The organism is uncultured Allofournierella sp., from assembly GCA_944382705.1.
Taxonomy (GTDB): domain Bacteria; phylum Bacillota; class Clostridia; order Oscillospirales; family Ruminococcaceae; genus Allofournierella.
This window is the reverse complement of record CALWNE010000046.1, coordinates 1-25,243: the sequence shown is the minus strand read 5'-3', so window position 1 is coordinate 25,243 and position 25,243 is coordinate 1. Positions and strand designations below refer to the sequence as shown.

The following is a 25,243-nucleotide window of genomic DNA, read 5'->3' as shown; positions in this document are numbered from 1 at the left end:
TGGGCAAAACGAGAGCCATCGGCCCTTAGGGCGGGCGGAGGCAAGAAAGGCGGCTCTTTCTTATGAAACACCTTGCAGACAGCCAGAAATTGCGCACCATAGGGCTAGTAATTGCAGGCAATGCTATTTATTCCCTGGCAGTGGTAATGTTCATTCTGCCCTGCGGCCTTATCAGCGGCGGCACCACCGGTCTGGCTCTCATCGGCCAGCATTTCTGGGGCATTCCGGTTTCCTCTTTTGTGCTGGTATCCAACATTATCATGTTCTGCCTGGGTGCGCTGATTATGGGCCGCTGGTTTGCTTTTAACACAGCGCTATCCACCTTTTGTTACCCTATTTTTCTGCATTTGTTTGGCTGCATTCCAGGAATTGATTCCATGACGAAGGACCCTATGCTGGCCACCATCTGCGCCGGCGTAATGGTTGGCGTGGGCATTGGCTTAATCATCGGTGCCGGTGCTTCCAGCGGCGGCATGGATATCCCCCCCATCATTGCCAATAAGTTTTGGGGAGTACCTGTTTCGGTGGGTATGTATGGGCTGGATTTTTTGATTTTGGTGGTGCAGATGTCCTTTGCACGCAATCGGGAGCAAATTCTGTATGGCATTCTGCTGGTGCTGCTTTACACCACCGTGCTGGACCGGATGGTTCTTGTGGGGAAGTCCCGTGTTCAGGTTAAGATTATCAGCAAACAAAGCGAACAGATTCGTTCCATTATCCTTCAGATGTTGGACCGTGGCTGCACCCTGCTGCACGCCCAAACCGGCTATGCTAAGGAAGAAACCGATGTAATTCTTACCATCACCACCAACCGGGAGCTGGCAAAGCTGAACCAGCTGGTGCAGCAAGCTGATCCCGACGCTTTTATTATCATCGACTCGGTGAGCCAGGTCCATGGCCGAGGCTTCACTCTGAAAAAAAGTTACCAATAATTTTTGTATCATTCCACAGCAGGCAGCTCTGGCCAACCGACCAAAGCTGCCTGCTGTTTTGTTTTTTCTCTATTTTACATTTCGATTCCTCGTCAATTCTTCAAAATATTTCAAAAATTTTTTGTGAATCTTGACATTTACCTACCGATGTGGTAGAAATAAATGACTTTGTTAGCACAAGCTAACTTGAAAAATGAGATAAGGAGGATTCACCCCTTGATGATTAACAAACGGCTGATTGGTATGGTCAGCGAATCCAAACGGCACATCGGCCGGAATGTGGCATTTCAGTGGGCTGCTTTGCTGGCCAACATCCTGCTGATTTTAACAGTAGCAGACTACCTCACCAAGCTGGCAGCAGGAGAACCTGCCAACCTGCCGCTGGTATTGGCCATTGCTGCCGCCATGATTGTTATACGCTTTTTCTGTGCCAAGCAGGCTACCCGGTGCAGTTACCTGGCTTCGCAAAATGTAAAACAGGTTTTGCGCCGCACCATTTTTGAAAAACTGCTCCGTCTTGGCCCTGGCTATTCCAGCCAGATTTCCACCTCGCAGGTAGTACAGGTCACGGTAGAGGGTGTGGAACAGCTGGAAACCTACTTTGGCTCCTATTTGCCTCAATTCTTTTACAGTATGCTGGCACCCATCACTCTATTTGCGGTGCTGGCGCCCATCAGTATGCGAGCAGCTTTGGTGCTTTTGGTGTGCGTGCCGCTGATTCCCATTTCCATTGCAGCAGTACAAACCTTTGCCAAAAAACTTTTGAGCCGCTACTGGGGCCAATACACCGCCCTGGGCGACCACTTCCTGGAAAATCTCCAGGGTCTGACCACCCTCAAAATCTACCAGAGCGATGCCCTCAAGCACCAGGAGATGAACCGGGATGCCGAGCATTTCCGCCGCATTACCATGAAGGTGCTCACCATGCAGCTTAACTCCATTACCATCATGGACCTGGTGGCCTATGGCGGTGCAGCCCTTGGCATGGTAGTGGCTGCCCAGCAGTTCGCTGCCGGCCGTATCAACCTGTTTGGCTGTTTTGCCATTGTAATGCTTTCGGCGGATTTCTTTCTGCCCATGCGTCTGCTGGGCTCCTTCTTCCACATTGCCATGAACGGCATGGCAGCCACCGAAAAAATGTTCCATCTGCTGGACCTGCCGGAACCGGAAGTTCGCACTGCACAAATTGACCCGGCTCACTGCCCGGTGGTTCTGCATCAGGTGGAATTTGGCTACGAAGAAAACCGCCAGATTCTCCACAAGGTGGATTTGGAACTGCCCCAGCAGGGCTTGGTGGCCTTGGTGGGCGAATCCGGCTGCGGAAAATCCACCATTGCCAGCTTGCTGGCAGGCCGGCTGGAGGGCTACACCGGCAGTATTACCATTGGCGGGCAGGAGCTTACCCAGCTGAACAGCGCCAGCCTGATGAAAAACATCACCACCGTGGGCTTTGCCGCCCGGCTATTTAAGGGCACTGTGGCCGAAAATCTGCGCATGGCTGCACCGCAAGCCACCGACCAACAGCTTTGGCAGGTGCTGGAACAGGTAAAACTGGCCGATTTTCTGCGCAGCCAGCAGGGCCTGGAAACTCCTTTGACCGAAAAGGCCGCCAACCTTTCTGGCGGTCAGTGCCAGAGGCTGGCATTGGCCCGTGCCCTGCTGCACGACAGCCCCATTTACATCTTTGACGAGGCTACCTCCAACATTGATGTGGAAAGCGAAAACCGCATCATGGAATTGGTGCACCAGCTGGCAAAGCATAAAGCGGTTCTGCTGATTTCCCACCGGCTGGCCAATGTGACCCAGGCCCAGTGCATTTACACCCTGCAAAAGGGCCGCATTGTGGGCAAAGGCACCCACAGCCAGCTGCTGGAGCAGTGCCCCGTTTACCAGGCTTTGTGGAACAACCAGCAAGCTTTGGAACAATACAGTATCTCTCCGGAGGATTTGGCATGAAAAAACGCTCTGACCTGGTTATCATGGGCCGGCTGATTGGCCTTGTAACCCCCCTGCTGGGCTTTATGATTACCGCCATCGCCATGGGTGTGGCAGGCTTTTTATGTGCTCAGTTCATCACAATTTTTGCAGGCTTTGCCATGATTCGGGTGCTGGCCCTTGGCCCCACCCCTACCTTGGCCACCCTGTTTACCTGCATGGGCCTGTTTGCTGTGGCCCGTGGTCTGCTTCGCTATGCCGAGCAAGCCTGCAACCACTTTATTGCCTTTAAGCTGCTGGCCTTAATTCGAGATAAAGTCTTTGGTGCACTGCGCCGGCTGGCTCCCGCCAAGCTGGAAGGGCGGGACAAAGGCGATTTGATTTCCGTCATCACCTCGGATATCGAGCTGCTGGAAGTCTTTTATGCCCACACCATCTCCCCCATTGCCATTGCGGCCATTATGTCGGTTATCATGACCCTGTTCATCGGCCAGTATCATTGGATTCTGGGGCTGTGGGCGGCCATCTCTTTTGCCCTGGTGGGCGTTGTTGTGCCGGTGGCAGCTGCCAAAACCGGCGGCAGCCGGGGCCTGGAATATCGCACCCAGTCCGGTGCTCTCAGTTCCTTTGTGCTGGATAGCCTGCGGGGCTTGGCCGAACTGATTCAATACGATGCAGGCGCCCGCCGTATGGAGCAGATGGACCAGCAGACCCGACAGCTGCTGAAAAAAGAGGAACAGATGAAATCTGCCCTGGGTACCGCCACCGCCTTCACCGGTGCGCTGATTCTGGTTTGCTCCATGACCATGCTGGCCCTTGCAAGCCTGCTGCTGGAACAGAGTGCCGTGGGCTTTGACGGCCTGTTTATTTCCCTGATTGCTCTCATGAGCTCCTTTGGGCCGGTGGTGGCCCTGGCCAATCTGGGCAGCACCCTGCAACAGACCTTTGCCGCTGGCAACCGGGTGCTGGATGTGTTGGACGAAGCCCCCATTGTGGAGGAAAACACCACCGGCAGCACCCCCGCCTTTACCGGTGCCGCCTGCAGCCAGGTAAACTTTGCTTATCAGCAGGAATCCATCCTCAAGGACATTAGCCTCACTCTGCCCCAAAACAAGATTGTGGGCATTACCGGGCGCAGCGGCAGCGGCAAGTCTACCCTGCTGAAACTGCTTATGCGGTTTTGGGATGTTTCCCAGGGATCTGTGGAAATTTCCGGCCAGAATATACGCAGCATTCGCACCACCGCCCTGCGGGATATGGAAAGCTATGTTACCCAGGAAACCTACCTATTTCACGACAGCATTGAAGCAAATGTAAAAATCGCCCGCCCGGACGCTTCCCATGAGCAGGTGGTAGAAGCCTGCAAAAAGGCATCGGTGCATGAATTCATCATGAGCCTGCCCAAGGGGTATGATACGCCTGTTGGTGAACTGGGCGACACACTTTCCGGCGGCGAGCGGCAGCGACTGGGCATTGCACGGGCATTTTTGCACGATGCACCCCTCATTCTGCTGGACGAGCCCACCAGCAACCTGGATAGCCTGAACGAAGCTGTCATTCTTAAAAGCCTGCATCAGCAGCGGGCGGGCAAAACGGTGGTGCTGGTAAGCCACCGGGCTTCTACCATGCGCATTGCCGATACCACTTACAGCGTGGAACACGGCCGCTTGAGCTGAGGCTTGAACTGAGTATATTTGCGGGCACCTGGCCCGACCCATTACAAGGAGGAGATTTGTTATGAAATATCTTTACATTGCCTTGGGCCTGGTTTGCCTGGCACTCAGCGCACTGGGTGCCGCACTGCCCCTGCTTCCCGCCACTCCCTTTTTGCTGGGCACCTGCTTTTTCTTTGCAAAGGGTTCCCGTCGTTTGAATGATTGGTTTTTGAGCACCAAGCTGTATCAAAACAACTTCAAAAGCTTTCGGGAGCAGCGGGCCATGACTCGCAAAACCAAGCGGAACATCATGCTCACCGTTACCTTAACCATGGGCATTGGATTTGTTATGATGAACCAGGTTCCTGTGGGCCGCATTGTACTGGCTTTGGTCTGGCTGTTCCACCTGTACTACTTTGCTTTCCGCATCAAAACCCTGGAGGATAACAGCGAAGAATAACTTCCCCATTAAATGCAAAAGCCCCTGGATGGTGCCCACTCTCACAGCGAGAATCGGCTCATCCGGGGGCTTTGCTTCTGCTATTCCTGTTACACAATCAAAAACCCGTGGCAGAACCGCCCTCCAACAGGGGCCTTTGCCACGGGTTTTATCATTGCAATTTATCAATGGCTGCCTTTTGCTCTGCTTGCGGCCATGCTAAAAAAAGCCTTAGGCCAGCTCTTTTTTCACAAGGGCGGCCAGCTCATCTGCAATGGGCTGAATCTGCTCCAGGCTCTCGCCTTCGGCCATCACACGAATCAAAGGCTCGGTGCCGCTTACCCGCACCAGAACCCTGCCGGTATCGCCCAGTTTTTCCTTTGCCTGGTGGATGGCCTGCTTGATGGCATCGTTGTTGTAGAACTCCAGCTTACCGGCAGCGCTTACCTTTACATTCACCATCACCTGGGGCAGACGCTGCATCACGCTGGTCAGTTCCGACAGGGGCTTGCCGCAGCGTTTCATCAGGCACAGCAGCTGAATGGCGGTCAGCTGACCGTCGCCGGTGGTGGCAAATTCACGGAAAATCACATGGCCGCTCTGCTCGCCGCCCAGAGTATAGCCTTCCAGCTCCATCTCCTCCAGCACATAGCGGTCGCCCACCTTGGTGGCGGCAAACTTCATGCCGTTGCGCTCGCAGAACTGCACAAAGCCCAGGTTGGTGAGCACAGTACCCACGATGGTGGAGCGGCGCAGCTTGCCCCGCTGCTGCATATCCAGGCCGCAAACGGCCATGATAAAGTCACCATCCACCACATTGCCCTTTTCATCCACAAACAGGCAGCGGTCTGCGTCGCCGTCAAAGGCTACGCCTGCATCCATGCCATGGGTGCGCACATACTCCTGCAATTTTTCCAGATGGGTGGAACCGCAGCCCTCGTTGATGTTTACGCCGTCCGGCTGGTCGCACATTACCACTGCATTGGCGCCCAGCTCCTCAAACAGGGTGCGGGCGGTAACACTGGCCGAACCATTGGCGCAGTCCACTGCAATGTTCAGCCCTTCCAGAGAGTAGGGAATGGTGGTTTTCAGGTGTTCAATGTAGTCACGGGCAGCGGTGGTGCAGTGGGTAATCTGACCCAGCTGTTCGTTCTGGGCATAGATAAACTCCCCTGCCTCAATCAGCCGCTCAATCTGCTCCTCCAGCTCATCGGGCAGCTTAAAGCCCTCGCCGTTGAAGATTTTAATGCCGTTGAATTCGTAGGGGTTGTGGCTGGCGGAAATCATCACGCCTGCATCTGCCTTGTAGCGGCCCACCAGATAGGCCACAGCAGGGGTGGGTACCACGCCCAAATCAATCACATCCGCACCCACCGAGCACAGGCCGGCAGCCAGTGCAGAGCCCAGCATATCGCTGGAGATGCGGGTATCCTTACCTACCACCACCAGGGGGCGGCGACGGCGGCCATAGGCCAGCACCACAGCAGCGGCACGGCCAATGGCCATGGCCAGTTCACAAGTAATATCCTTACCGGCAATGCCACGCACGCCGTCGGTTCCAAACAGTCTTCCCATTGTGTTTACACTCCTTATTCCGTGCAGCGGGGTACCACCCGCTGGGCATCTTTATAAATATGATGAGCAGGCACCACACCACGCACGCAGCTGGTGGGATACACCTGGCTGCTGCGGCCCAGCACACTGCCGGGGCACAAAACACTGTTGCAGCCTACTTCTGCCTCATCGCCCACCAGGGCACCCAGCTTTTTGCGGCCGGTGGGCAGACGCTCCTCGCCCTGACGAATCACCACCAAGGAACGGTCACTTTTCAGGTTGCTGGTTACGGCACCAGCGCCCAGATGTGCCTTATAGCCCAAGATGGAATCTCCCACATAATTGAAATGGGGTACCTGAGCCTGGTCAAACAAAATGCAGTTTTTCAGCTCTACACTATTGCCCACCACGGCACCGGCACCCACCAGGGCGTTGCCCCGGATGTAAGCGCAATGGCGAATCTCCGCCCCAGGCCCAATGATGCAGGGGCCCTGCACACTGGCCGAGGGCGCAACAACAGCACTGTCGGCCACCCATACCTGGGGTGCAATTTCCTTGTATTCTTCCTGGGGCAGCTGGGGGCCCAGCTTGCTTAAAAAGTCACCCAAAGTTTCCAAAGCCTGCCAAGGCCATTCCACCTGCTCCAACAGGGGGGCTGCCAGGGTATGGCTTAAATCAAACAACGCTTGTGTGCGGCATACTTCCATGTGGAATCCATGCTCCTTTCCTTGTTGAACAGGCAGACTTGGGTCTGGAATGGCCCTATTGTGGGGCCATCTCCTTTACCCTTTTCAAATCCTATTCCATTGCATTTTACAATTATACCGAAAGCAGCATTCCTTGTATACCTAAAAGGATAAATTTTGAGAACGAAACTCCAAATTCGGTATTCCTTACGAAATTCCACCAGTTTGTTCTGGTTCTTTGCTTCAAAAAGTCTGCAAAATTCAGCCGTTCAGCGGCATATCCCTGCCTTACAGCAACTGCCCGGCTTGCTGGGTTTTGCAAAAGCATCCAGCAGCCGGGCAGCTTCCTTTAATCCTTTGCAGCCGTGGGGGCGGGTTTTCCCACCACCCAGCGGATGCACCGCAGATATACCACCAGCGAAAACAGCGGGCCAAGCACATCTGAAATTGGCTCGGCATAAAACAGGCTTTCGGCCCCAAAGAACCTGGGCAGCAAAAACAGCGCCACAAAGTAAACCAGCTTTCTAAAAAAGGAAAGGGGCAGCGAGTAGCGCATCATACCCATGCCGGCAAATCCATCCACCACTTCATACTGGATCGCCAGCGGCACAATCACCGATGCACTGATGCGGATCGCCTTAATTGCCAGAGGCATAACCTGGGGATCCTGGCTGAAAATCTGCACAAACAGGTGGGGAATCAGCTGTGCTGCCAGCCACATAATGCCGGTGTACACCATCCCCAAGGCAAAAATCAGCTTTTGCGCCTGCAAGATGCGGTCCGGCCTGCCTGCGCCATAATTGTAGCCCAAAATGGAGCCGGTACCGCCGGTAATGCCGCCCAGCGGCATGGTGACCACCAGCATAAAGCTTTGGGCAATAGTGGCCGCCACCACCAGCAAATCCCCCTGCTGTGCTCCCCCATACTGCTGAAGCAGGGCGTTCAGGGCAATAATCATCATGTTGTCAAAGGCAATAATCATAAATGGGGTAAAGCCCATGGCCAGTATCCTGGCTATAATGGCCCCATTGTACCCTCCAAAGGTAATGGGAACGGGCGGCACCTTGCTGAACAAAAATTTCAGTGCAAACACACAGCTGCCCAGCTGGCTTAAAATGGTGGCCAACGCCGCACCGGCCACCCCCATATTGAACCCAAAAATAAACACTGGGTCCAGCAAAATATTGAGCACTGCCCCCAGCATCACCGACTGCATTCCCTTTTTGGCAAAGCCCTGGCAGATGATAAACTGGTTCATGCCGGTGGCCAGCAAAGCCGCCGGGGTACCCAGCAGATAGATGGTGTAATACCGCATGGCATACGGCAGGGTACTTTCGCTGGCACCAAACAGCAAAAGCGCCTGTTCCCGGGTGGCCAGTGCCAGCACCATCAGTACCAGGCTGAGCACGCTTAACAAGGCAAAGCTGCTGGCCAGCACGGTTTTTGCCCCCTGCTGGTCCTTCTGTCCCATCCGGATGCTCAGCAGCGGTGAGCCGCCAATGCCCACCAAAAAAGCCACCGAGCCAATCATGGTTACCACCGGGCCGCATACCCCGGCACCTGCCAGTGCCAGGCTGCCCACCTGAGGAATATTTCCAATGTACATACGGTCCACTACGCTGTACAGCACGCTCACAAACTGAGCCAGCATACTGGGCAGGGCAATGCGCAGCACCAGCTGGGGGATTGGGTCCCGCCCCAGGTCATTTTCTATGGTTCGTTGTTTTTTCATGTTTCTCTCACATTCCTGTATTTTTTGCAGTGCACATTTTGGCTGTATGCTGCCCCTCAGCGCACCGGCAGGGGCAGCAGCACCAGCAAAACCAGCATCACTGCAATGCTGATAACCATACTCAGGGAGTTAAGCACCGCCGCCATGCTGCCATCTCCCCCACTGTCCACCGTAAGCATAACCGCACAGCTGGCAATGGGGGCAAAGGTCATAACAACCAGGGTGCGCACCACCTGCGGGTCTGCGGGCAAAAACAGCCACAGCCCCAGGGCAAACAGGGTACATATCCCATACCGAAGTGCCAGGCAGCGTGCAATCAGCCGCCCGCCGGAACGGGGCAGCCGCAGCTCAAACAGGATTCCCACACAGAGCATGGCCAAAAAGGGGTTGGCCGCCGCCCCCATGGAAACGACCCCATCCACCAAGGGCGGCAAGTTCCAGCCCAGGGCATTCATGCCCAGCATCACCAGATAGGCCACAAAGGTGGGGGTGGTCAGCAGCCGTTTTGCCACCTGCACCGGCCCGGTGGATGACCCCGGCCGGGCCAGCACCTTTTGTACCAGGGCCAGGTTTGGCCCAAAGGTCATGATGGCACTGCCCATATCGTACATACACATGGCAGAAAATCCTTCGGCACTGACCATACCGGACAAAAACGGAATGGCAAAATTGCCGTTGTTGAAGGTATTGCTGTTGAGAATGCTTAAAATTCTTTCTCCGGCTGGCTGCTTTGCGCTGGTCAGCACCGCCGCCGCCAGCAGCAGGCAGTTAAGCGCCACGGCACAGGCCGTAATAAGCAGCAGCGACCAATGAAAGGGACTGCCCCCGATGGTATTCAAAATTGCACAGGGCAGGGTGATGTCCATAATCAGCACGGACAAAAACCCCGCAGACTCCTTCTTGAACAGCCCGGCACGCTTGGCCCCATATCCAAGGGCCAGCACCAGCAGATACACCAAACTGCTTTGCAAGGTCTCCCACATAATGGTTTTCTCCTCTCCCAGGCAGCCACTGCCTGCATCTGTTTTTTCTCGCCTTCCAATACAATGGCCGGCGCACCGCTTGTTTGCTATGCTGTGGGATGATTTTTTGAACTTTGGTCATTATACCACAGCACTGCACCGCTGAAAAGCAACAAATTCCGGCAATCTCCGGGCAAACTTTCTTGCCTCCCTGCGCCAGGTGCATATCCTGCCGCCCCACTGCGTACTAATGGGCTACAAGGACTACGCGAAAGGAGAACTATCATGGAAGTGTACCAACAAAGCCCCGGGCAGGCCCTGTCCGCTCTGGGGTCCAGCACCCAGGGACTCACCGCAGCCCAGGCCGCCCAGCGGCTGAACCAATACGGGCCAAACAAGCTCCGTGAAGCCGAACGGGAGTCGCTGTTTCAACGGTTTTTGCAGCAGATGGCCGACCCCATGATTGTGGTGCTGCTGGCCGCCGCTGCTGTTTCCGGCCTTACCTCTTTGTGTGCAGGCGAAAGCATCTGGGACGGCCTGATTATTTTGGCCGTGGTCGTCATTAACGCCCTGCTGGGGGTGGTGCAAGAAAACAAGGCGGAACAGGCCATCCAGGCCCTTCAGCAGCTTACTGCAGCCCAAAGCACCCTGCGCCGGGGCGGCCAGCTGCTGCACCTGCCCAGCAGCCAGCTGGTACCAGGCGACATTGTTCTGTTAACCGCCGGGGATGCGGTACCGGCAGACGGCCGCCTGCTGGAAGCTGTCAGCCTTAAAATCGAAGAATCTGCCCTTACGGGAGAGAGTGTTCCGGCGGAAAAATCCACCCAGGCACTAAGCAGCACCGTGCCTCTGGGGGATCGCACCTGCATGGCTTACATGGGCAGCACCGTGCGGTATGGCCGGGGCACCCTGCTTGTAACCGCCACCGGCATGGACACCCAGATGGGCCATATCGCCGGGGTGTTGGCGGATACCGCCCAGGGCAAAACACCCTTGCAGCAAAAACTGGCCGGTTTGAGCAGAACCCTAAGCGGCGTTGTGCTGGCAATCTGCCTGTTTTTGTTTGGCTTTGGGCTGTGGCGCGCCGGTGAGTACTCGCTGGAAACCGTTCTTTCCACCTTTTTGGTGGCGGTAAGCCTGGCCGTGGCCGCTATCCCGGAGGGTCTGGCAGCGGTGGTAACCATTGTGCTGTCGGTGGGCGTTACCAACATGAGCCGCCAGGGGGCTGTTATCCGCCGTTTGACCGCCGTGGAAACGCTGGGCTGTGCCCAGGTCATCTGTTCGGATAAAACCGGCACCCTGACCCAAAACAAGATGCAGGTACGCCGCCACTGGGGCGACACGCTGCCCCTGGCCCAAACCTTGGCTCTTTGCACCGATGTACTGTTTGCCGCAGACGGAACCCCTCAGGGTGAGGCCACCGAATTGGCCCTGGTGGAATACGCCGCCCAGCTGGGCCACCCCAAGGCCAGCCTGCAAGGGGCCAGCCCCCGTGTGGGAGAGCTGCCTTTTGACAGCCAGCGCAAATGTATGTCCACCTTCCACCGCAGTGGGGGCAGCATCCTGCAATGCACCAAGGGTGCGCCGGATGTACTGCTGGAACGGTGCACCCACTGGCTCCATGACGGCACTGTGGAGCCCCTGACCCCTGCTGTGCGCCAGCAGATTCTGGCCCAAAATCACCAGATGGCCAGCCAGGCTCTGCGGGTGCTGGCAGCTGCCCGCCGCAGCTGGCCCAGTCTGCCCCATCCCCTCTCCAGCCAGAACGCCGAGCAGCAGATGGTCTTTGTTGGTCTGGTGGGTCTGATGGATCCGGTACGCCCTCAGGCGGCCCCTGCCATCCGGCAGTGCAAAGCCGCCGGCATCCGCCCGGTTATGATTACCGGTGACCACCCGGATACCGCCGCCGCCATCGGCCGGGAGCTGGGCATTCTGCCTGCCGGAAGCCAGGTGGTGACCGGTGCCCAGCTGGACCGGATGAGCCAGGAAGAACTGACCCAGCAGGTACACCGCTATTCGGTCTATGCACGGGTTCAGCCCCAGCACAAGGTGCGCATTGTGGAAGCCTGGAAATCCCGGGGCTGTGTTACCGCCATGACCGGCGATGGCGTAAACGACGCCCCCAGCCTGAAAACCGCCCACATTGGCATTGGCATGGGCATTACCGGCACTGATGTTACTAAAAATGTGGCAGATATGGTGTTGGCAGATGATAACTTTGCCACCATTGTGTGCGCTGTGGAGGAAGGTCGCCGCATTTACGACAACATCCGCAAATCCATTCAATTCCTGCTGGCCTCCAATATGAGCGAGGTAATCAGCATCTTTGCCGCTACTCTTATGGGCATTACCCTGCTGCGGCCGGTGCACCTGCTGTGGATTAACCTGATTACCGACTGCTTCCCTGCCCTGGCTTTGGGCATGGAACAGGCAGAACCGGGCCTGATGGAACGGCAGCCCCGAAACCCCAGAGAGGGAATTTTTGCCCACGGGCTGGCATTTGATGTTTCGTGGCAGGGTCTTTTGGTCACTGCACTCACCCTGTTTGCCTACTTTTTGGGTGTACGGCTGGACACCGGGTACTGGCAGGTGGCACAAAACGGCATTGGCACCTCCATGGCCTTTTTGACCATGAGCATGGCAGAAATTTTTCATAGCTTTAATATGCGCAGCCAGCGGGGCAGTATTTTGCATCTGCACAGCAGCAATCTGTACCTATGGGCTGCCATGGCGGGCAGTCTGCTGCTTACCTGGGGCGTGCTGTTTTTGCCCTGGGCCGCAGCGGCCTTTGGGTTTGATGCCATTACCCTGCGTGAATACGGCTTCTCGCTGGGGCTTTCCCTTTTGATGATTCCCATTACAGAAGTGGTAAAATGGGTGCTGCGCCGTACCCAGCACTAACCAAATTCTTTTTACAAAGCCACAAGGCAGAAGCACCCTTTTACAGGTGCTTCTGCCTTGCTTGCATTCTATCGGTTGTGCTGGTTCAGCAGCTGGCGGATCTGACCATTGGTGTGTTCCACTTCCTCCCGAAAGGCTCTGGCCGATATCCGCAGGGCACCATGTCCCAGAATAATCAGCTGCTCCGCTGCATCGGAGGTGACCACCCGCACCCGCCGCCGGTCGGCCAGCTGGTAGGTGGCTTTTTCAATGTACATATCTGCGGTTTCCGCCTCTTTGGTATACACAATGTGGATGTTATGGTAACGCTCCACATGGCCTGTGCCGTGCTTCACCTTGTAGGCATCAAATACCAAAATTACCTGGCACCGGCGGAAGCCCTGGTAATTGCACAGGATGTCTGCCAGTGCCTGGCGGGCCGCTTCCAGGCTTGCTGCCGCCATTTCTTTAAGCTCATCCCAGGCAAACAGCAGGTTGTAGCCATCCACCAGCAGATACTCCGGCCCGGCTTCCTGGTACTGGTATTCCTGGGGTTTTTGGCTTACCGGCCGGAACAGCTGAGGCCCTTTGGGTGCCCCATAGGTGCGGGCAAAGAGCGCTTCCAGCTCCTTATCTTCCTCCAGCGAGCCGGGACGGCTGCCGGGCAGCCGCTGCATGGGTGCACGGGGTGCTGGTTCCGGCTCTGGCTTTTTGCGCCAGGTATCCATTGGCAGATGGGCAGCCTTGTCCACCTGGTTCCAGGGTACGGTGTAACCTGCCCCATGGGCACAAAAGACCGAGTCCGCCGGGTCCTGCACATCCCGTTCCGGGTCGTAGCCCACCTGCTCCAGCACCTGCTGGGTGTTGTGGCAGGGCCGATACCCGGCAGGGATGCAGGAAAGCTGACCCTCGCCACGGGTGTACCCGGTTAATTCCAGACCATACCCCCGCATCTCGCTTACCGGGGCAAATCCGGTCAGAACTGCCCTGTCCTGGCTTTGTTCCGGCGGGGCAAACTCTGCCCCCATCCGCTGAAGGTCCGCCATGGCCCGCCCCACCGAGGGGACAGGCAGCTCCAGCCGGAATTCGTACCAGGGCTCCAGCAGCACGCTTTCCGCCTTCATCAGGCCTTGCCGTACCGCCCGGTAGGTGGCCTGGCGAAAATCCCCTCCTTCGGTGTGCTTTTCGTGGGCACGGCCGCACAAAAGGGTAATTTTCACATCGGTCAGGGGGCTTGCGGTCAGTACGCCCCGGTGCTCCTTTTCTGCCAGATGGCTAAGTATCAGCCGCTGCCAGTTGCCGGCCAGCTCGTCCTGGGAGCAAACGCTCTCCCATTGCAGGCCGGAGCCCGCCGGGCCGGGTTCCAGCAGCAGATGGACCTCGGCGTAATGGCGCAGTGGTTCAAAGTGGCCCACCCCTTCCACCGGGGCGGCAATGGTTTCTTTGTACAGGATGTTGCCGGGAGCAAACCCCACCGCCAAACCAAACCGCTGAAAGATTTTTTGCTTCAGTACATCCAGCTGCACCTCGCCCATCATCTGAAGGCAGATTTCCCCCAGCTGTTCATTCCAAACCAGATGCAGCTGGGGTTCTTCCTCCTGCAAGGGGGCCAGCTGGCGCAGCACCTGGTGCACATCGCTGCCCTGGGGCAGCAGCAGTCGGCAGCTTTGCACCGGTGCCAGCACTGCTTCTGCCCCGGAAGGCTCTATGCCCAGCCCCTGGCCTGCCCAGGTGTTTTGCAGGCCGGTTACTGCGCAGACTGTACCTGCCGGGGCCTGGCGCAGCAGCTGAAATTTTTCGGCGGAATACAGCCGTATCTGATCCACCTTTTCCCGCTGGTCCGGCTGGTCGCCGGTTTGCACCAGTTCCTTGACCGAAAGGCAGCCCCCTGTGATTTTCAGGTAGGTGAGCCGTGCACCCTGGCTGTCCCGGCCAATTTTATATACTCTGGCTCCAAATTCACCGGGCCACGCCTTGCAGCAGGTGAGGGTTTCCAGCGTATTCAACAGCTCCTTGACCCCTTCCAGCTTGAGGGCGGAGCCAAACAGGCAGGCAAAGGCCTGCCGCCGGGCCATCATCTCCTTTAAGGTCTCCTGGCTGATGGCACCCTGCTCCAGATATTCTTCCATGGCCTGTTCGCTCTCCACGGCCAGCTGTTCCGCCCACTCCTGCTGAGGGGCCAGCAGCGGAAAGCACTGTTCCGAAAGCTGGCTGCGCAGCTGCGCCAACACTCTGCCCTGGTCCGCCGCCGGCAAATCCATCTTGTTTACAAACAAAATCACCGGCACCCCATGGCGTTCCAGCAGTTTCCAAACGGTACGGGTATGGCTCTGCACGCCGTCCGTTCCACTAATCACCAGCACTGCATAATCCAGCACCTGGAGCGTGCGCTCCATCTCGCCGGAAAAATCCACATGGCCAGGGGTGTCCAGCAGGGTAATCTCCACGCCGGGCCGCTGCATCACTGCCTGTTTGGTAAAAATGGTAATACCCCGTTCCCGTTCCATGGAGTCGGTATCCAAAAAGGCATTTTGGTGATCCACCCGTCCCAGGGTTTTAATGGTTCCCGCACAGTACAAAAGCCCTTCCGTCAGGGTTGTTTTGCCTGCATCTACATGGGCCAAAAGCCCCACCGAAATGCGTTTGTCTCCCTTGGCCTGCTGCTCCATAACCAAACACCTGCTCTCCCCTATCAAGTAAATTCTATTCAGTATACCATAATAGGCCATTGCAGTCGAGCCATTCTCCTGTTGGTGCATAGTGACCGGTTTGCAGTTTTGACAGCTGGGTAACTTGGTTGCGGCTGCAAGGCAGAGTGCTGGGCAGCGGCATAAATGCCGTTGGGCCGCTTGTGCTCCCAAAGCCTCAACGCTTTATTGGCTTTATATCCCTCATTGCTTTATGCTGGGTGCTCACAGGCGTTTTAAATCCTTTCTTTTTGCGTCTTTGCTAATTTCTTTGCGCCTTTGCTAACTAAAAGGGCTTGATTTTGCGCACGGTTGGCGCAAAATCAAGCCCTCTAAAAAAGTGTATTAGGGTAGGGATACACTCCCGTGCATCTCCGCCCATTTCCTTATAAATTTACATCCGGCAATATTCTTCAAGCAAAGCTTTCATCGGCCTTTTGCCGCAAAACAGCCCTTGTGGTTTAGGGCCGTTTATCCTGTTCTTCCTGCTGAGAGGAAACCAGAATGCCTGCATAGCAAATCAGAGCCGAAGCCAGCGATGCGCTAAGCAGCAGCACCAATAGAATCGTCATGGGGTGCCCCCTTCCTTTGCTGTTAGTATAACAAAGAAAGGGGGCAAAATTTGTTGGTTTCGGTGGCAGACAAATTTATTCCACTACCACCTTGCCGTCCTGTACCGTCAGGTTTACAGCGGTACCCAGCAAGCCCTCCACAAACCGCTCGGCCATGGGGTCCTCCACCTGCTTTCGAATGGTGCGGCGCAGGTCTCGTGCGCCAAAGGTGCTGCCGCCGCTGGCTTCCACCAGTGCTTCCAGCACATCCGGGGTGTAGTGCAGTTCCACACCCTTGTCCTTCAGGGGCTGGCGGTATTCTTCCAGCATCAGGCCGGCAATGCGGCACAAGCTGTCCTTCTCCAGGGGCTTGAACACCACAATTTCATCCACACGGCCCAAAAATTCCGGCCGCAGAAAATCGCCCAAAGCCTTCATCACCTTGTTTTCATTCATCTGGGCAACGGTTTTGTTAAAGCCGGTTTCGGCGGTTTTTTCGGTGCTGCCAGCATTGCTGGTCATGCAGATGACGGTATTCTCAAAGTTAACGGTCCGGCCCTGGCTGTCGGTAATGCGGCCTTCATCCAAAATTTGCAGCAGGATGTTCAGCACATCGGGGTGAGCCTTTTCGATTTCGTCAAACAAAACCACACTGTAAGGCCGGCGGCGTACCTGCTCGGTCAGCTGGCCTGCCTCATCGTGGCCCACATAGCCCGGAGGTGCACCAATCAGGCGGCTCACGGCGTGCTTTTCCATATATTCGCTCATATCAATGCGAATGAGGGGATCCACGGTATCAAACAGCTGCTGGGCCAGCTGCTTGACCAGTTCGGTTTTGCCCACGCCGGTGGGGCCCACAAAGATAAAGCTGGCAGGCCGGCGCTTGCCGGACAAATCCGCTCTTGCCCGCTTCATGGCACGGGTTACAGCCTCTACTGCCTGGTCCTGGCCAATGATGTGCTGCTTGAGGTTTTCCTGCAAGCTCATGAGCTTTGCAAATTCGCTCTGCTTGATTTTTACCGCAGGAATGCCGGTCCACAGCTCAATGACCTTTGCCACATCCTCCAGCTCTACCTGGATGTCCTTGGTTTTTTCCTCCAGGGTGGGAATCTCCTCCCGCAGACGGGCCAGTTCTGTTTTAACCTGGGCCAGACGCTCGTAGTCTGGGCCATCCTGGGTTTGCTCCTGGGCCAGTTCCTCAGCTTCCAGCTCCTCCAGCTTTTTGCGGGCGGCGGTCAGATCGCTGATTTCGGGGTGGCGCAGGTTGCAGCAGGCACAGGCTTCGTCCAGCAGGTCGATGGCCTTATCCGGCAAAAACCGGTCAGAGATATACCGCTCGCTCAGGTTCACCGCTGCACTCACAATGGGCTGGGGCACCTGAACACCGTGGTGCTTTTCGTAGTATTTTTTAATGCCGGTCAGCACCTGAATGGCATCCGCCAGGCTGGGTTCGCCCACCTTGACCGGCTGGAACCGGCGTTCCAGTGCCTGGTCCTTTTCGATATATTTGCGGTACTCTGCAAAGGTGGTTGCGCCAATTACCTGAATCTCGCCGCGGCTGAGGGCGGGCTTCAGGATGTTGCCCGCATTCATGGCACCCTCGCTGTCGCCAGCGCCGGTGATGCTGTGAATCTCGTCAATAAACAAAATCACATTGCCTGCGGCTTTTACTTCGCTGATCAGGCCCTTCACCCGCTGCTCAAACTGACCACGGAACTGGGTGCCAGCCACCAGGCTGGTAAGGTCCAACAGATACAGCTGCTTACCTTTGAGGCAGGCGGGAACCTCATCCCGTGCAATGCGCTGGGCAATGCCCTCTGCAATGGCGGTTTTGCCCACACCGGCCTCGCCAATCAGGCAGGGGTTGTTTTTCTGGCGGCGGGCCAGAATCTGAATGGTGCGGTAAATCTCCTGCTCACGGCCAATGATGTCGTCCAGCTTGCCGGCCTTGGCCTTGGCGGTGAGGTTTTCGCAGTATTTATCCAGGAACTTGAACTTATGCTTTTTGCCTTCCTTCTTTTCCTCTTTCTTCTGGGCATCTCCCCCAAAGCCAAAGGGCATGGTGGCACTGCCGCCGGGCATAAAGCCATCCTCGCTGTCGCCAGCGTCCTCGCCATCCTCCTGGTTCATGCCCATCCCCATGGGCCCAAAGGGAAACATGGGCATACCGTTTTCGCCAGCTTCTTCCATAAAGCTGTTCATCCGTTCTTCCATGCTTTCCAAATCATTGTCTGTTACCCCGAACTGCTTCATCAAGTCGTCCACCGGCTTAATGCCCAGTTCCCGGGCACAGGTCAGGCAATAACCCTCCTGTTTTGGCTGGCCATTTTCCATGCGCTGCACAAACACAATGGCCGTGCGCTTTTTACACCGTACACAAAGCATATTTTTGTTCCTTTCCGGCCCTGCCGCATGGTTTGCCGCCGGGCCTGCGTGGATGGTTTAAATTCGATAAAAGGGGTTGAACTGGCCAAACAACTGATAAGCTATACTGTGGGAAAGCGTCGCATCGTTCAGCCATTCCAGCGAGCCGCCGGTAATCAGGATAATGGCCCACACCCCGCACAAAATCAGATACAAATCCAGCACACCGGCACAAAGGCCCATTGCAAACCCCAGCAGCTTGTTAAAGCTGCCCACCAGCGGAATACGGTTGAAGTTGGTGAGCACAGCCACCAGCAGCCCCACCAGGAATTTGCACAAGGCAAACGCCACGAAAAACACTACCACTGCAATGATGGGGGTCACCAGCGGCGCAATCACCTGTTCCACCAGCTGGGTAGCCAGTTCCGGCGCACCAGTGGTGAACAACTCCTGTGCCGAAGCAATAATATTCTGCTTTAGGGCATCCGGCAAAAAGCCTGCGTATTTTTCCACCGTCTGGTCCAGGCTCAGCTGGCTGCCGCTGGCCAGGGCACTTTCAATGGTTTTGGTGAAGCCAGATTCAAAAAATTGCTCAAACACCATAGGTGAAACCTGATGGCTGAGCAGTACGGCACCTGCCAGGCTGGCCAGGCTGCCCACAAACTGCACAACCCCTGCCACCAGGCCCTTGCGGGCATAGCTGTTGGCTACCACCACCAGCACCACCAGCAGTATCAGGTCAAAAATCAATGCAATCGTCATTATGGTATCCCTCTTTTTCTGTTTCAGTCAGCCTCTGCCTGGGTACCAGGTTTTTTCAGCTGCCGTACCCAGCCGCTTTCAAACACCAACAGCTTTTGGGTGTCCAGCACTGCCAGGGGCTGGGTATCCAGCTCCATCTCCCAAAGCTGCTCTCCGGCCAGGTTGTATGCCATCACCGAGCGGCTTTTCAATACATATGCCCCGGAGCGGGTGCATACCACACCCGTGTTGGGAGCTGCAACCGTCTGCACCGCTTTTTCCTGCATCTTGGCATCCAGAATCACCAGCCGGGCAGAGAGCTTATCCAGATCCGGGCCCAGCAGCAAGGCGGTGTTCTGGCCACTCACCGAAGCACTGGCCAGCTGGTCGCCTCCATAGCTGTACACTGCGGTTTCCTCCCCCGTATTCATATCGTATACGGCGGCTTTGTTCTGAAAAATCACCAGCAGCGACCGGCTATCCAGCCAACGCAGCTGCAAGGCAGCACTGCCCACCACAGGAATAGAGACCTCTATCTCATTTTTGCGGGTGTCCAGCAAATGGATGTTGGTGGAAAGGCTGCCTTCCTCGCTTTTTAAGCAGGCCACTGCCATCCGCTTTCCATCGGCGGCAAAGGCCACTCTGCTGGGCGTTCCCTCCTTTTCGGTGGGGTACCAGGTGTAAACCGGCTCAAAAGCGATGTTGTATACCGTCAATTCCGCCAAATATCGGTTGGAATCCGTAACCACAGCCAGACTGCCGCCGCTGCTCATCTCTGCCAGCAAAATAGGCTGAGAAAACACATGGGTATATAGGGTACGGGTGCGGCTTTCCACTCGCAGGTCATACCCGGAACGGCTGTACAGTGCAAACCGGGTATTGCCCGCAGTAATGGCAGGCCGGGCGTATGTATGGGCGATGGTGCGCAGCTGGTTGCCAGCCGACGAAACAACAACCACATCGGAGGAGCCAAGCTCCACAAATCCGCCTGCCAGGCTCTCAATCTGCAAAGGGTCTGAAATTCCGGTTTTGGTGGGAAATCCAGCGCCCGGCTGCAAGCTGATGCTGGCAGATTCCAGCAGGTCTCCCAGCAGGGCCATGGGCTTGCCGTAGGCCCCCATGGCATACAGCACCAGCAGCACCAGGGCTGCCGCAATCAGCAGGCCGGTGCGAACATAGCGGGCCCTCCGACGGGCTCGCAGTTCGGTAATGCGGGTCACCTTCCCGCTTTTGGATGGTTGGTTGGGCAACAAGTGTTCCCGCCTTTCTTTATGGAATTTGTGCCGATTCAAGGCTGCTCCGGGTAGTCAATTTGGGCCAAAAACAACCCCTGGGCCGGCAGCGTGGGCCCGGCTTTGCTCCGGTCTTTGGCCTGCAAAATCTCTGTTACCTGCTCCGGTTCCAGCTTATGCTGGCCTGCAAGTACCAGCGTACCTGCCAAAATGCGCACCATGTTGTAGAGGTAGCCGTCCGCCGTTACGCTGATGCACACCCGCTGGCCCTGGCGGCTCACCGTGCACTGGGTAATGGTTCGCACCGTGTTGCCCCGTTGGGCCACCTCGCAGCCTGCGGAACACAGGCTGGTAAAATCGTGGGTGCCCACAAACTTTTGGGCTGCCGCCTGCATGGCATCTTCGTCCAGCAGGCCGGGCAGCCGGTAGTGGTAACCTGCATCAAAGGGGCTGTCAATGGCGCTGTTCCAGATATAGTAATGATAGGTTTTTGCGTGTGCCGCATACCGGGCATGGAATTCCTGGGGCACCTGCTTGGCCTGGTTCACCCGAATGCTGGCGGGCAGCTTCTGGTTCAGGGCCAGGGGCAGTTTTTCCAGAGGAATGCGGGTGTCACTGTGAAAATTCAGGGCATAGTGCAGGGCGTGTACCCCCGCATCAGTACGGGAGCACCCTTTCACATCCGGCCGGTGGCCCAACAGCTGCTCCATGGCATCCTGAAGGGTTTGGCAGACCGAACGGCCATTCTTTTGCACCTGAAAACCGCAGTAATCGGTGCCATCAAAGCTTAAATCCAGCAAAATGTTCACTTATAGCACCCCCGGCACCACAAAACGGGTGGCCCACACAAGACCAAAGGCAACCAGGCAAAAACCCAGCACCAGCCAGTCGTGGCGGCCAAACTTCAGCACCTTCAGCCGGGTGCGTCCATCACCGCCCCGATAGCAGCGGCATTCCATCGCCATGGCCAGTTCATCAGCCCGGCGAAAGGCCGAGATGAACAGCGGAATCAAAATGGGTGCCATGGCCTTGATGCGCTCCTTTAAGCTGCCGCTGTCCAGCATGGCGCCACGGGCCTTTTGGGCGTTCATGATTTTGTCGGTTTCTTCAATAAGGGTGGGAATAAACCGCAGGGCAATGGTCATCATCATAGCCAGTTCATGCACCGGCATTCCCAGCTTCGCAAAGGGCTTGAGCAGCCGTTCAATGGCATCGGTAAGCACAATGGGGCTGGTGGTGTAGGTTAAAAGGCTTGTGCCCGCAATCAATGCCAAAATACGCACACACATGAAGATTGCATAAAACACGCCTTCCCGGTAGATTTCCAAAAAGCCAAGTTTCACCCAAGGCTCTCCACTGCCCCCCATAAAAAACAGGTTTAAAATGGCGGTAAACACCAGAATCGGCACAATGGGCTTAATGCTTTTGCCCACCACTTTGAGGGGAATTTTGGACATACCGTACAGCCAGGCCAGCACTAAAATGCTCAGGAACAACCCCACAAAATTGTTAAGGGTAAACAGCAGCACAATGTAGGCTGCCACTAACATGATTTTAAGCCGGGGGTCCGTGCGGTGCACAATGGAGTCGCCCGGAAAATGCTGGCCAATGGTAATATCTTTCAGCATAACGGCTCCTTTCCGCTCTGCTCCAGCCGAGCCTTTGCTTCCAGAATGGTTTTTACGGCGTAGGGCACGGTGTATACATCCTGGGGCAGATCCAGCCCCATGTGGCGCAGCTTCAAAAAGATTTTGGTAACCTGCGGCACCGAAAGCCCCAGCTCCAAAAGTTCATCGGCACGAGCAAACACCTTATCCACCCGGTCGTACATGGCCATTTTTTTCTGGCTCATTACCACCACACGGTCGGCGTATTTTGCAATATCCTCCATGGAGTGGCTCACCAGCAGCACCGTGGTGCCGGTTTCCCGATGGAACTGCTTTATCTGGGACAAAATCATGTCTCTGCCTTCCGGGTCCAGCCCGGCAGCCGGTTCGTCCAGCACCAGAATGCGGGGCTCCATAGCCAGCACACCGGCAATGGCCACCCGGCGCTTTTGGCCGCCGCTCAGCTCAAAGGGGTTGCGCTCCAGCTGCTCCTGGGTCAAGCCGGTAAAGGCCGCAGCCCGCAGCACCCTGCGGTGGATTTCCTCTTCATCCAGACCCATGTTTTTGGGGCCAAAGGCAATATCTTTATAAATGGTTTCTTCAAACAACTGGTACTCCGGGTACTGGAACACCAGGCCCACCATAAAGCGGAAGGCCCGAATGTCCTGACCCTTAGCCCAGATGTCCTGGCCGTTCACCAGCACCTGGCCGCTGGAGGGTTTCAGAATGCCGTTAAAATGATTGATGAGGGTACTTTTGCCACTGCCTGTGGCACCAATAATCCCCACAAATTCCCCTTCCTCGATGGAAAGGCTCACATCATCCAGTGCTGTGGTTGCATCCGGCATACCCTGGTTGTATATATGGGTCAGATGACGGGTCTCTATGATCGCTGCCATGGTTTCACATCCTTTGTATCAAGGCCATAACGGCCGGAAATGCGCCTTTGGCACGCCAAATGGCACTTTCATGTTTTGAGGGCAGCCATGCCCCTGTGGGTAAAATAAGGCCCAATGCCTTAGCGGCTGTCGGCAGTACCGCACAGCAGCTGGCAGATGGCCTGGGCACATTCCTCCTCGGTAATAATGCCCTCCGGCAATGGCAGACCGGCCTTCACCAGCTCATCCCGCAGTTCGGCGGCCTGGGGCACATCCAGCCGCAGGCTGCGCACCTGCTGGGTTTTGCTGAACACCTCTTTGGGGGTGCCTTCCATCACAACCCGGCCCTGGCTCATTACCAGTACCCGGTCGGCCTGGGCAGCCTCCTCCATATAATGGGTAATGGCCACCACGGTAATGCCAAACTCCCGGTTCAGCCGGTGGATGGTCTCCATCACCTGCTCCCGGCCTCGGGGGTCCAGCATAGCGGTTGCTTCATCCAGCACCAGGCAATCCGGCCTCATGGCCACCACGCCGGCAATGGCCACCCGCTGTTTTTGGCCGCCGCTCAGCTTGTGGGGGGCTTTATCCCGGTAGGCATAAATTCCGGTCATCTTCATGGCTTCGTCAATGCGCTGGCGAATCTCCTGGGGTGGCACTCCCAGATTTTCCAGGGCAAAGGCCACATCCTCCTCCACCACAGTGGCAACAATCTGGTTGTCGGGATTTTGCAGCACCATGCCCACCTTCTGGCGGATGTCGTAGACAGTTTCCTCGTTGGCGGTGTCCATCTGCTCCACCAGTACCGTGCCCTTTTGAGGCAAAAGGAGTGCATTGAAATGTTTGGCCAGGGTGGACTTGCCACAGCCATTGGCCCCCAGCACCGCCACGAACTCCCCTTTTTTTACACACAGGCTGGCATCATCCACCGCCCAGGGTGTTTCGGGGTCGTAACGGAACTGTACATGGTTTGCTTGAATCATTTCATTCATGGGTATTCTCCCTCACAAAGCCCACAGTGGCCTGTTTTCAATCCTGCTGCCAGATGGCAGTGGCGCCGCAAGGCACCACACCGCCGGTGCTGCTCACCGGCAGACCGATTTCGTCGCAGCTGGTGCTGCCGCCGTACTTACCGCACAGGGTGGTTTTTAAAATGTACTCCATAACCGCCGGGGAAAGGCCGGTGGTGTAGCTGTTGACTGCCACAAACAAGGGCTGCTCACTGAGCACCCCTGCGCACAGGTCAATCAAATCATAGATATTATCTTCCAGCTTCCACACCTCGCCGCCGGGGCCACGGCCATAGCTGGGCGGGTCCATAATAATGGCATCGTACTTGCTGCCGCGGCGGATTTCCCGGCTTACAAACTTGGCGCAGTCATCCACAATCCAGCGGATAGGCTTTTGAGCCAGGTTGCTGGCCTGCGCATTCTCTCTGGCCCAGGCCACAATGCCCTTGGAGGCATCCACATGGCAGACGCTGGCCCCTGCCGCTGCACAGGCCAGGGTGGCACCGCCGGTGTAGCCAAACAGATTCAGCACACGGATGGGGCGGCCTGCTGCCTGAATTTTTTCCTTATACCATGCCCAGTTCCCCGCCTGTTCGGGAAATACGCCGGTGTGCTTAAAGCCGGTGGGGCTTACCACCAGGGTCAGGTCATCAAAACCGATGTTCCACTTTTCCGGCAGGCGGCGGCGGTATTCCCACTGTCCACCGCCCCGCTCAGAACGGTGGTATACCGCATCTGCCTTGGCCCACAGAGGGCTGGTTTGAGGGTTCTTCCATACCACCTGGGGGTCCGGGCGCACCAGCAGGGTGTTGCCCCACCGCTCCAGACGGTTGCCGCAGGTTGCGTCAATCAGTTCGTAATCGTGCCAGCCATTGGCAGGACGCATAGTCATTCTCCCTTTCTGTTCCAGTTGGCTGCGGTTCTTGTTGGCCGCCAGCCTGACTTAGAATAGCAAAATTTTATGAAATTTTTTTGTTTGTTTCTGGCTTCTCCAAAACAAGTGGGCAATCATGCCCATCAGCCCCCAAACATACTCTGCTGACCGCTATCCAGTTCACGGGGCAGCTCCAGCCCCAGATGGGTCCAGGCCAGGCGGGTGGCACAGCGGCCCCGGGGGGTTCGGGTCAAAAAGCCCATCTGCATCAGATAAGGCTCACACACATCTTCCAGCGTAATGGATTCCTCGCCCAGCGCAGCCGCCAGGGTTTCCAGTCCCACCGGGCCGCCGCTGTATAGCTCGATGATGGCCCGCAGCATACTCCGGTCCATCTCATCCAGGCCCAGCTCGTCAATGTCCATTCGCTTGAGGGCCAGCCGGGCTGTTTCCTGGTCAATGGTGCCGTCCGCCAGCACCGCAGCAAAATCCCGCACCCGCTTGAGCAGCCGGTTGGCTACACG

General features: G+C 56.4%; 19 protein-coding genes. 5 read left to right on the top strand and 14 right to left on the bottom strand.

Annotated elements, in window-relative coordinates; translation table 11 throughout:
* Positions 1-62: 62 nt before the first annotated feature.
* The 4 genes from ACH2EM_RS06905 (at position 63) to ACH2EM_RS06890 (ending at position 4,982) form a co-directional block, all read left to right on the top strand.
* The gene (locus tag ACH2EM_RS06905) at positions 63-932 is read left to right on the top strand and encodes a YitT family protein (RefSeq protein WP_395151400.1); all 870 of its coding nucleotides are present in this window, start codon (positions 63-65) and stop codon (positions 930-932) included.
* A gap of 219 nt (positions 933-1,151) precedes the next feature.
* The gene (locus ACH2EM_RS06900; protein ID WP_395151454.1) at positions 1,152-2,888 is read left to right on the top strand and encodes an ABC transporter ATP-binding protein/permease; all 1,737 of its coding nucleotides are present in this window, start codon (positions 1,152-1,154) and stop codon (positions 2,886-2,888) included.
* The gene (gene cydC / locus ACH2EM_RS06895) at positions 2,885-4,543 is read left to right on the top strand and encodes a thiol reductant ABC exporter subunit CydC (protein WP_395151399.1); all 1,659 of its coding nucleotides are present in this window, start codon (positions 2,885-2,887) and stop codon (positions 4,541-4,543) included. Before ACH2EM_RS06900 ends, cydC begins: the two co-directional genes overlap by 4 nt.
* Positions 4,544-4,604: 61 nt before the next feature.
* Complete coding sequence (locus ACH2EM_RS06890) at positions 4,605-4,982, top strand: YbaN family protein (protein ID WP_395151398.1); 378 nt, start codon at positions 4,605-4,607, stop codon at positions 4,980-4,982.
* 210 nt (positions 4,983-5,192) lie between these two features.
* On the opposite strand, the gene glmM is transcribed toward ACH2EM_RS06890, so the two are convergent.
* From glmM to ACH2EM_RS06870, 4 genes are all read right to left on the bottom strand, one after another.
* Entirely contained in the window at positions 5,193-6,536 is a 1,344-nt protein-coding gene (glmM, locus tag ACH2EM_RS06885; RefSeq protein ID WP_395151397.1) for a phosphoglucosamine mutase, read from the bottom strand.
* Positions 6,537-6,550: 14 nt separating this feature from the next.
* Positions 6,551-7,222 carry a UDP-N-acetylglucosamine pyrophosphorylase gene (locus tag ACH2EM_RS06880; protein ID WP_395151396.1) on the bottom strand — a complete coding sequence of 224 codons (672 nt, stop codon included), beginning with the start codon at positions 7,220-7,222 and terminating at the stop codon, positions 6,551-6,553.
* Between the two features lie 328 nt (positions 7,223-7,550).
* Complete coding sequence (locus ACH2EM_RS06875) at positions 7,551-8,933, bottom strand: MATE family efflux transporter (RefSeq protein WP_395151395.1); 1,383 nt, start codon at positions 8,931-8,933, stop codon at positions 7,551-7,553.
* Positions 8,934-8,989: 56 nt separating this feature from the next.
* Positions 8,990-9,916, bottom strand: a complete 927-nt coding sequence (locus ACH2EM_RS06870; protein ID WP_395151394.1) for an AEC family transporter — start codon at positions 9,914-9,916, stop codon at positions 8,990-8,992.
* A gap of 264 nt (positions 9,917-10,180) precedes the next feature.
* Here ACH2EM_RS06870 and ACH2EM_RS06865 point away from each other — a divergent pair, with 264 nt between their 5' ends.
* Positions 10,181-12,796, top strand: a complete 2,616-nt coding sequence (locus ACH2EM_RS06865) for a cation-translocating P-type ATPase (protein ID WP_395151393.1) — start codon at positions 10,181-10,183, stop codon at positions 12,794-12,796.
* A 68-nt stretch (positions 12,797-12,864) separates the two neighbouring features.
* Here the strand turns inward: ACH2EM_RS06865 and ACH2EM_RS06860 are convergent, their stop codons facing one another.
* The 10 genes from ACH2EM_RS06860 to ACH2EM_RS06815 all read right to left on the bottom strand — a co-directional run.
* The gene (locus tag ACH2EM_RS06860) at positions 12,865-15,444 is read right to left on the bottom strand and encodes an NYN domain-containing protein (protein WP_395151392.1); all 2,580 of its coding nucleotides are present in this window, start codon (positions 15,442-15,444) and stop codon (positions 12,865-12,867) included.
* A 665-nt stretch (positions 15,445-16,109) separates the two neighbouring features.
* Positions 16,110-18,398, bottom strand: a complete 2,289-nt coding sequence (locus tag ACH2EM_RS06855) for an AAA family ATPase (protein WP_395151391.1) — start codon at positions 18,396-18,398, stop codon at positions 16,110-16,112.
* 57 nt (positions 18,399-18,455) lie between these two features.
* Positions 18,456-19,139: a hypothetical protein gene (locus ACH2EM_RS06850; RefSeq protein WP_395151390.1), complete on the bottom strand. Its 684-nt coding sequence runs from the start codon at positions 19,137-19,139 to the stop codon at positions 18,456-18,458.
* 23 nt (positions 19,140-19,162) lie between these two features.
* Entirely contained in the window at positions 19,163-20,368 is a 1,206-nt protein-coding gene (locus ACH2EM_RS06845) for a DUF5711 family protein (RefSeq protein WP_395151389.1), read from the bottom strand.
* A gap of 38 nt (positions 20,369-20,406) precedes the next feature.
* Entirely contained in the window at positions 20,407-21,159 is a 753-nt protein-coding gene (gene truA, locus ACH2EM_RS06840) for a tRNA pseudouridine(38-40) synthase TruA (RefSeq protein ID WP_395151388.1), read from the bottom strand.
* The gene (locus ACH2EM_RS06835; protein WP_395151387.1) at positions 21,160-21,978 is read right to left on the bottom strand and encodes an energy-coupling factor transporter transmembrane component T family protein; all 819 of its coding nucleotides are present in this window, start codon (positions 21,976-21,978) and stop codon (positions 21,160-21,162) included.
* The gene (locus ACH2EM_RS06830; RefSeq protein ID WP_395151386.1) at positions 21,972-22,856 is read right to left on the bottom strand and encodes an energy-coupling factor transporter ATPase; all 885 of its coding nucleotides are present in this window, start codon (positions 22,854-22,856) and stop codon (positions 21,972-21,974) included. Before ACH2EM_RS06830 ends, ACH2EM_RS06835 begins: the two co-directional genes overlap by 7 nt.
* 119 nt (positions 22,857-22,975) lie before the next feature.
* Positions 22,976-23,818: an energy-coupling factor transporter ATPase gene (locus ACH2EM_RS06825; RefSeq protein ID WP_395151453.1), complete on the bottom strand. Its 843-nt coding sequence runs from the start codon at positions 23,816-23,818 to the stop codon at positions 22,976-22,978.
* 46 nt (positions 23,819-23,864) lie between these two features.
* Positions 23,865-24,731 carry a class I SAM-dependent methyltransferase gene (locus tag ACH2EM_RS06820; protein WP_395151385.1) on the bottom strand — a complete coding sequence of 289 codons (867 nt, stop codon included), beginning with the start codon at positions 24,729-24,731 and terminating at the stop codon, positions 23,865-23,867.
* 131 nt (positions 24,732-24,862) lie between these two features.
* The coding region (locus tag ACH2EM_RS06815) for a Holliday junction DNA helicase RuvB C-terminal domain-containing protein (protein WP_395151384.1) at positions 24,863-25,243 on the bottom strand (381 nt) is incomplete at its 5' end.

Bases quoted from the DNA above. Each gene is read 5' to 3' on its own strand.
- ACH2EM_RS06905 (WP_395151400.1), top strand. From the start codon at position 63: ATGAAACACCTTGCAGACAGCCAGAAATTGCGCACCATAGGGCTAGTA.
- ACH2EM_RS06900 (WP_395151454.1), top strand. From the start codon at position 1,152: ATGATTAACAAACGGCTGATTGGTATGGTCAGCGAATCCAAACGGCAC.
- cydC (WP_395151399.1), top strand. From the start codon at position 2,885: ATGAAAAAACGCTCTGACCTGGTTATCATGGGCCGGCTGATTGGCCTT.
- ACH2EM_RS06890 (WP_395151398.1), top strand. From the start codon at position 4,605: ATGAAATATCTTTACATTGCCTTGGGCCTGGTTTGCCTGGCACTCAGC.
- glmM (WP_395151397.1), bottom strand. From the start codon at position 6,536: ATGGGAAGACTGTTTGGAACCGACGGCGTGCGTGGCATTGCCGGTAAG.
- ACH2EM_RS06880 (WP_395151396.1), bottom strand. From the start codon at position 7,222: ATGGAAGTATGCCGCACACAAGCGTTGTTTGATTTAAGCCATACCCTG.
- ACH2EM_RS06875 (WP_395151395.1), bottom strand. From the start codon at position 8,933: ATGAAAAAACAACGAACCATAGAAAATGACCTGGGGCGGGACCCAATC.
- ACH2EM_RS06870 (WP_395151394.1), bottom strand. From the start codon at position 9,916: ATGTGGGAGACCTTGCAAAGCAGTTTGGTGTATCTGCTGGTGCTGGCC.
- ACH2EM_RS06865 (WP_395151393.1), top strand. From the start codon at position 10,181: ATGGAAGTGTACCAACAAAGCCCCGGGCAGGCCCTGTCCGCTCTGGGG.
- ACH2EM_RS06860 (WP_395151392.1), bottom strand. From the start codon at position 15,444: ATGGAGCAGCAGGCCAAGGGAGACAAACGCATTTCGGTGGGGCTTTTG.
- ACH2EM_RS06855 (WP_395151391.1), bottom strand. From the start codon at position 18,398: ATGCTTTGTGTACGGTGTAAAAAGCGCACGGCCATTGTGTTTGTGCAG.
- ACH2EM_RS06850 (WP_395151390.1), bottom strand. From the start codon at position 19,139: ATGACGATTGCATTGATTTTTGACCTGATACTGCTGGTGGTGCTGGTG.
- ACH2EM_RS06835 (WP_395151387.1), bottom strand. From the start codon at position 21,978: ATGCTGAAAGATATTACCATTGGCCAGCATTTTCCGGGCGACTCCATT.
- ACH2EM_RS06830 (WP_395151386.1), bottom strand. From the start codon at position 22,856: ATGGCAGCGATCATAGAGACCCGTCATCTGACCCATATATACAACCAG.
- ACH2EM_RS06825 (WP_395151453.1), bottom strand. From the start codon at position 23,818: ATGATTCAAGCAAACCATGTACAGTTCCGTTACGACCCCGAAACACCC.
- ACH2EM_RS06820 (WP_395151385.1), bottom strand. From the start codon at position 24,731: ATGCGTCCTGCCAATGGCTGGCACGATTACGAACTGATTGACGCAACC.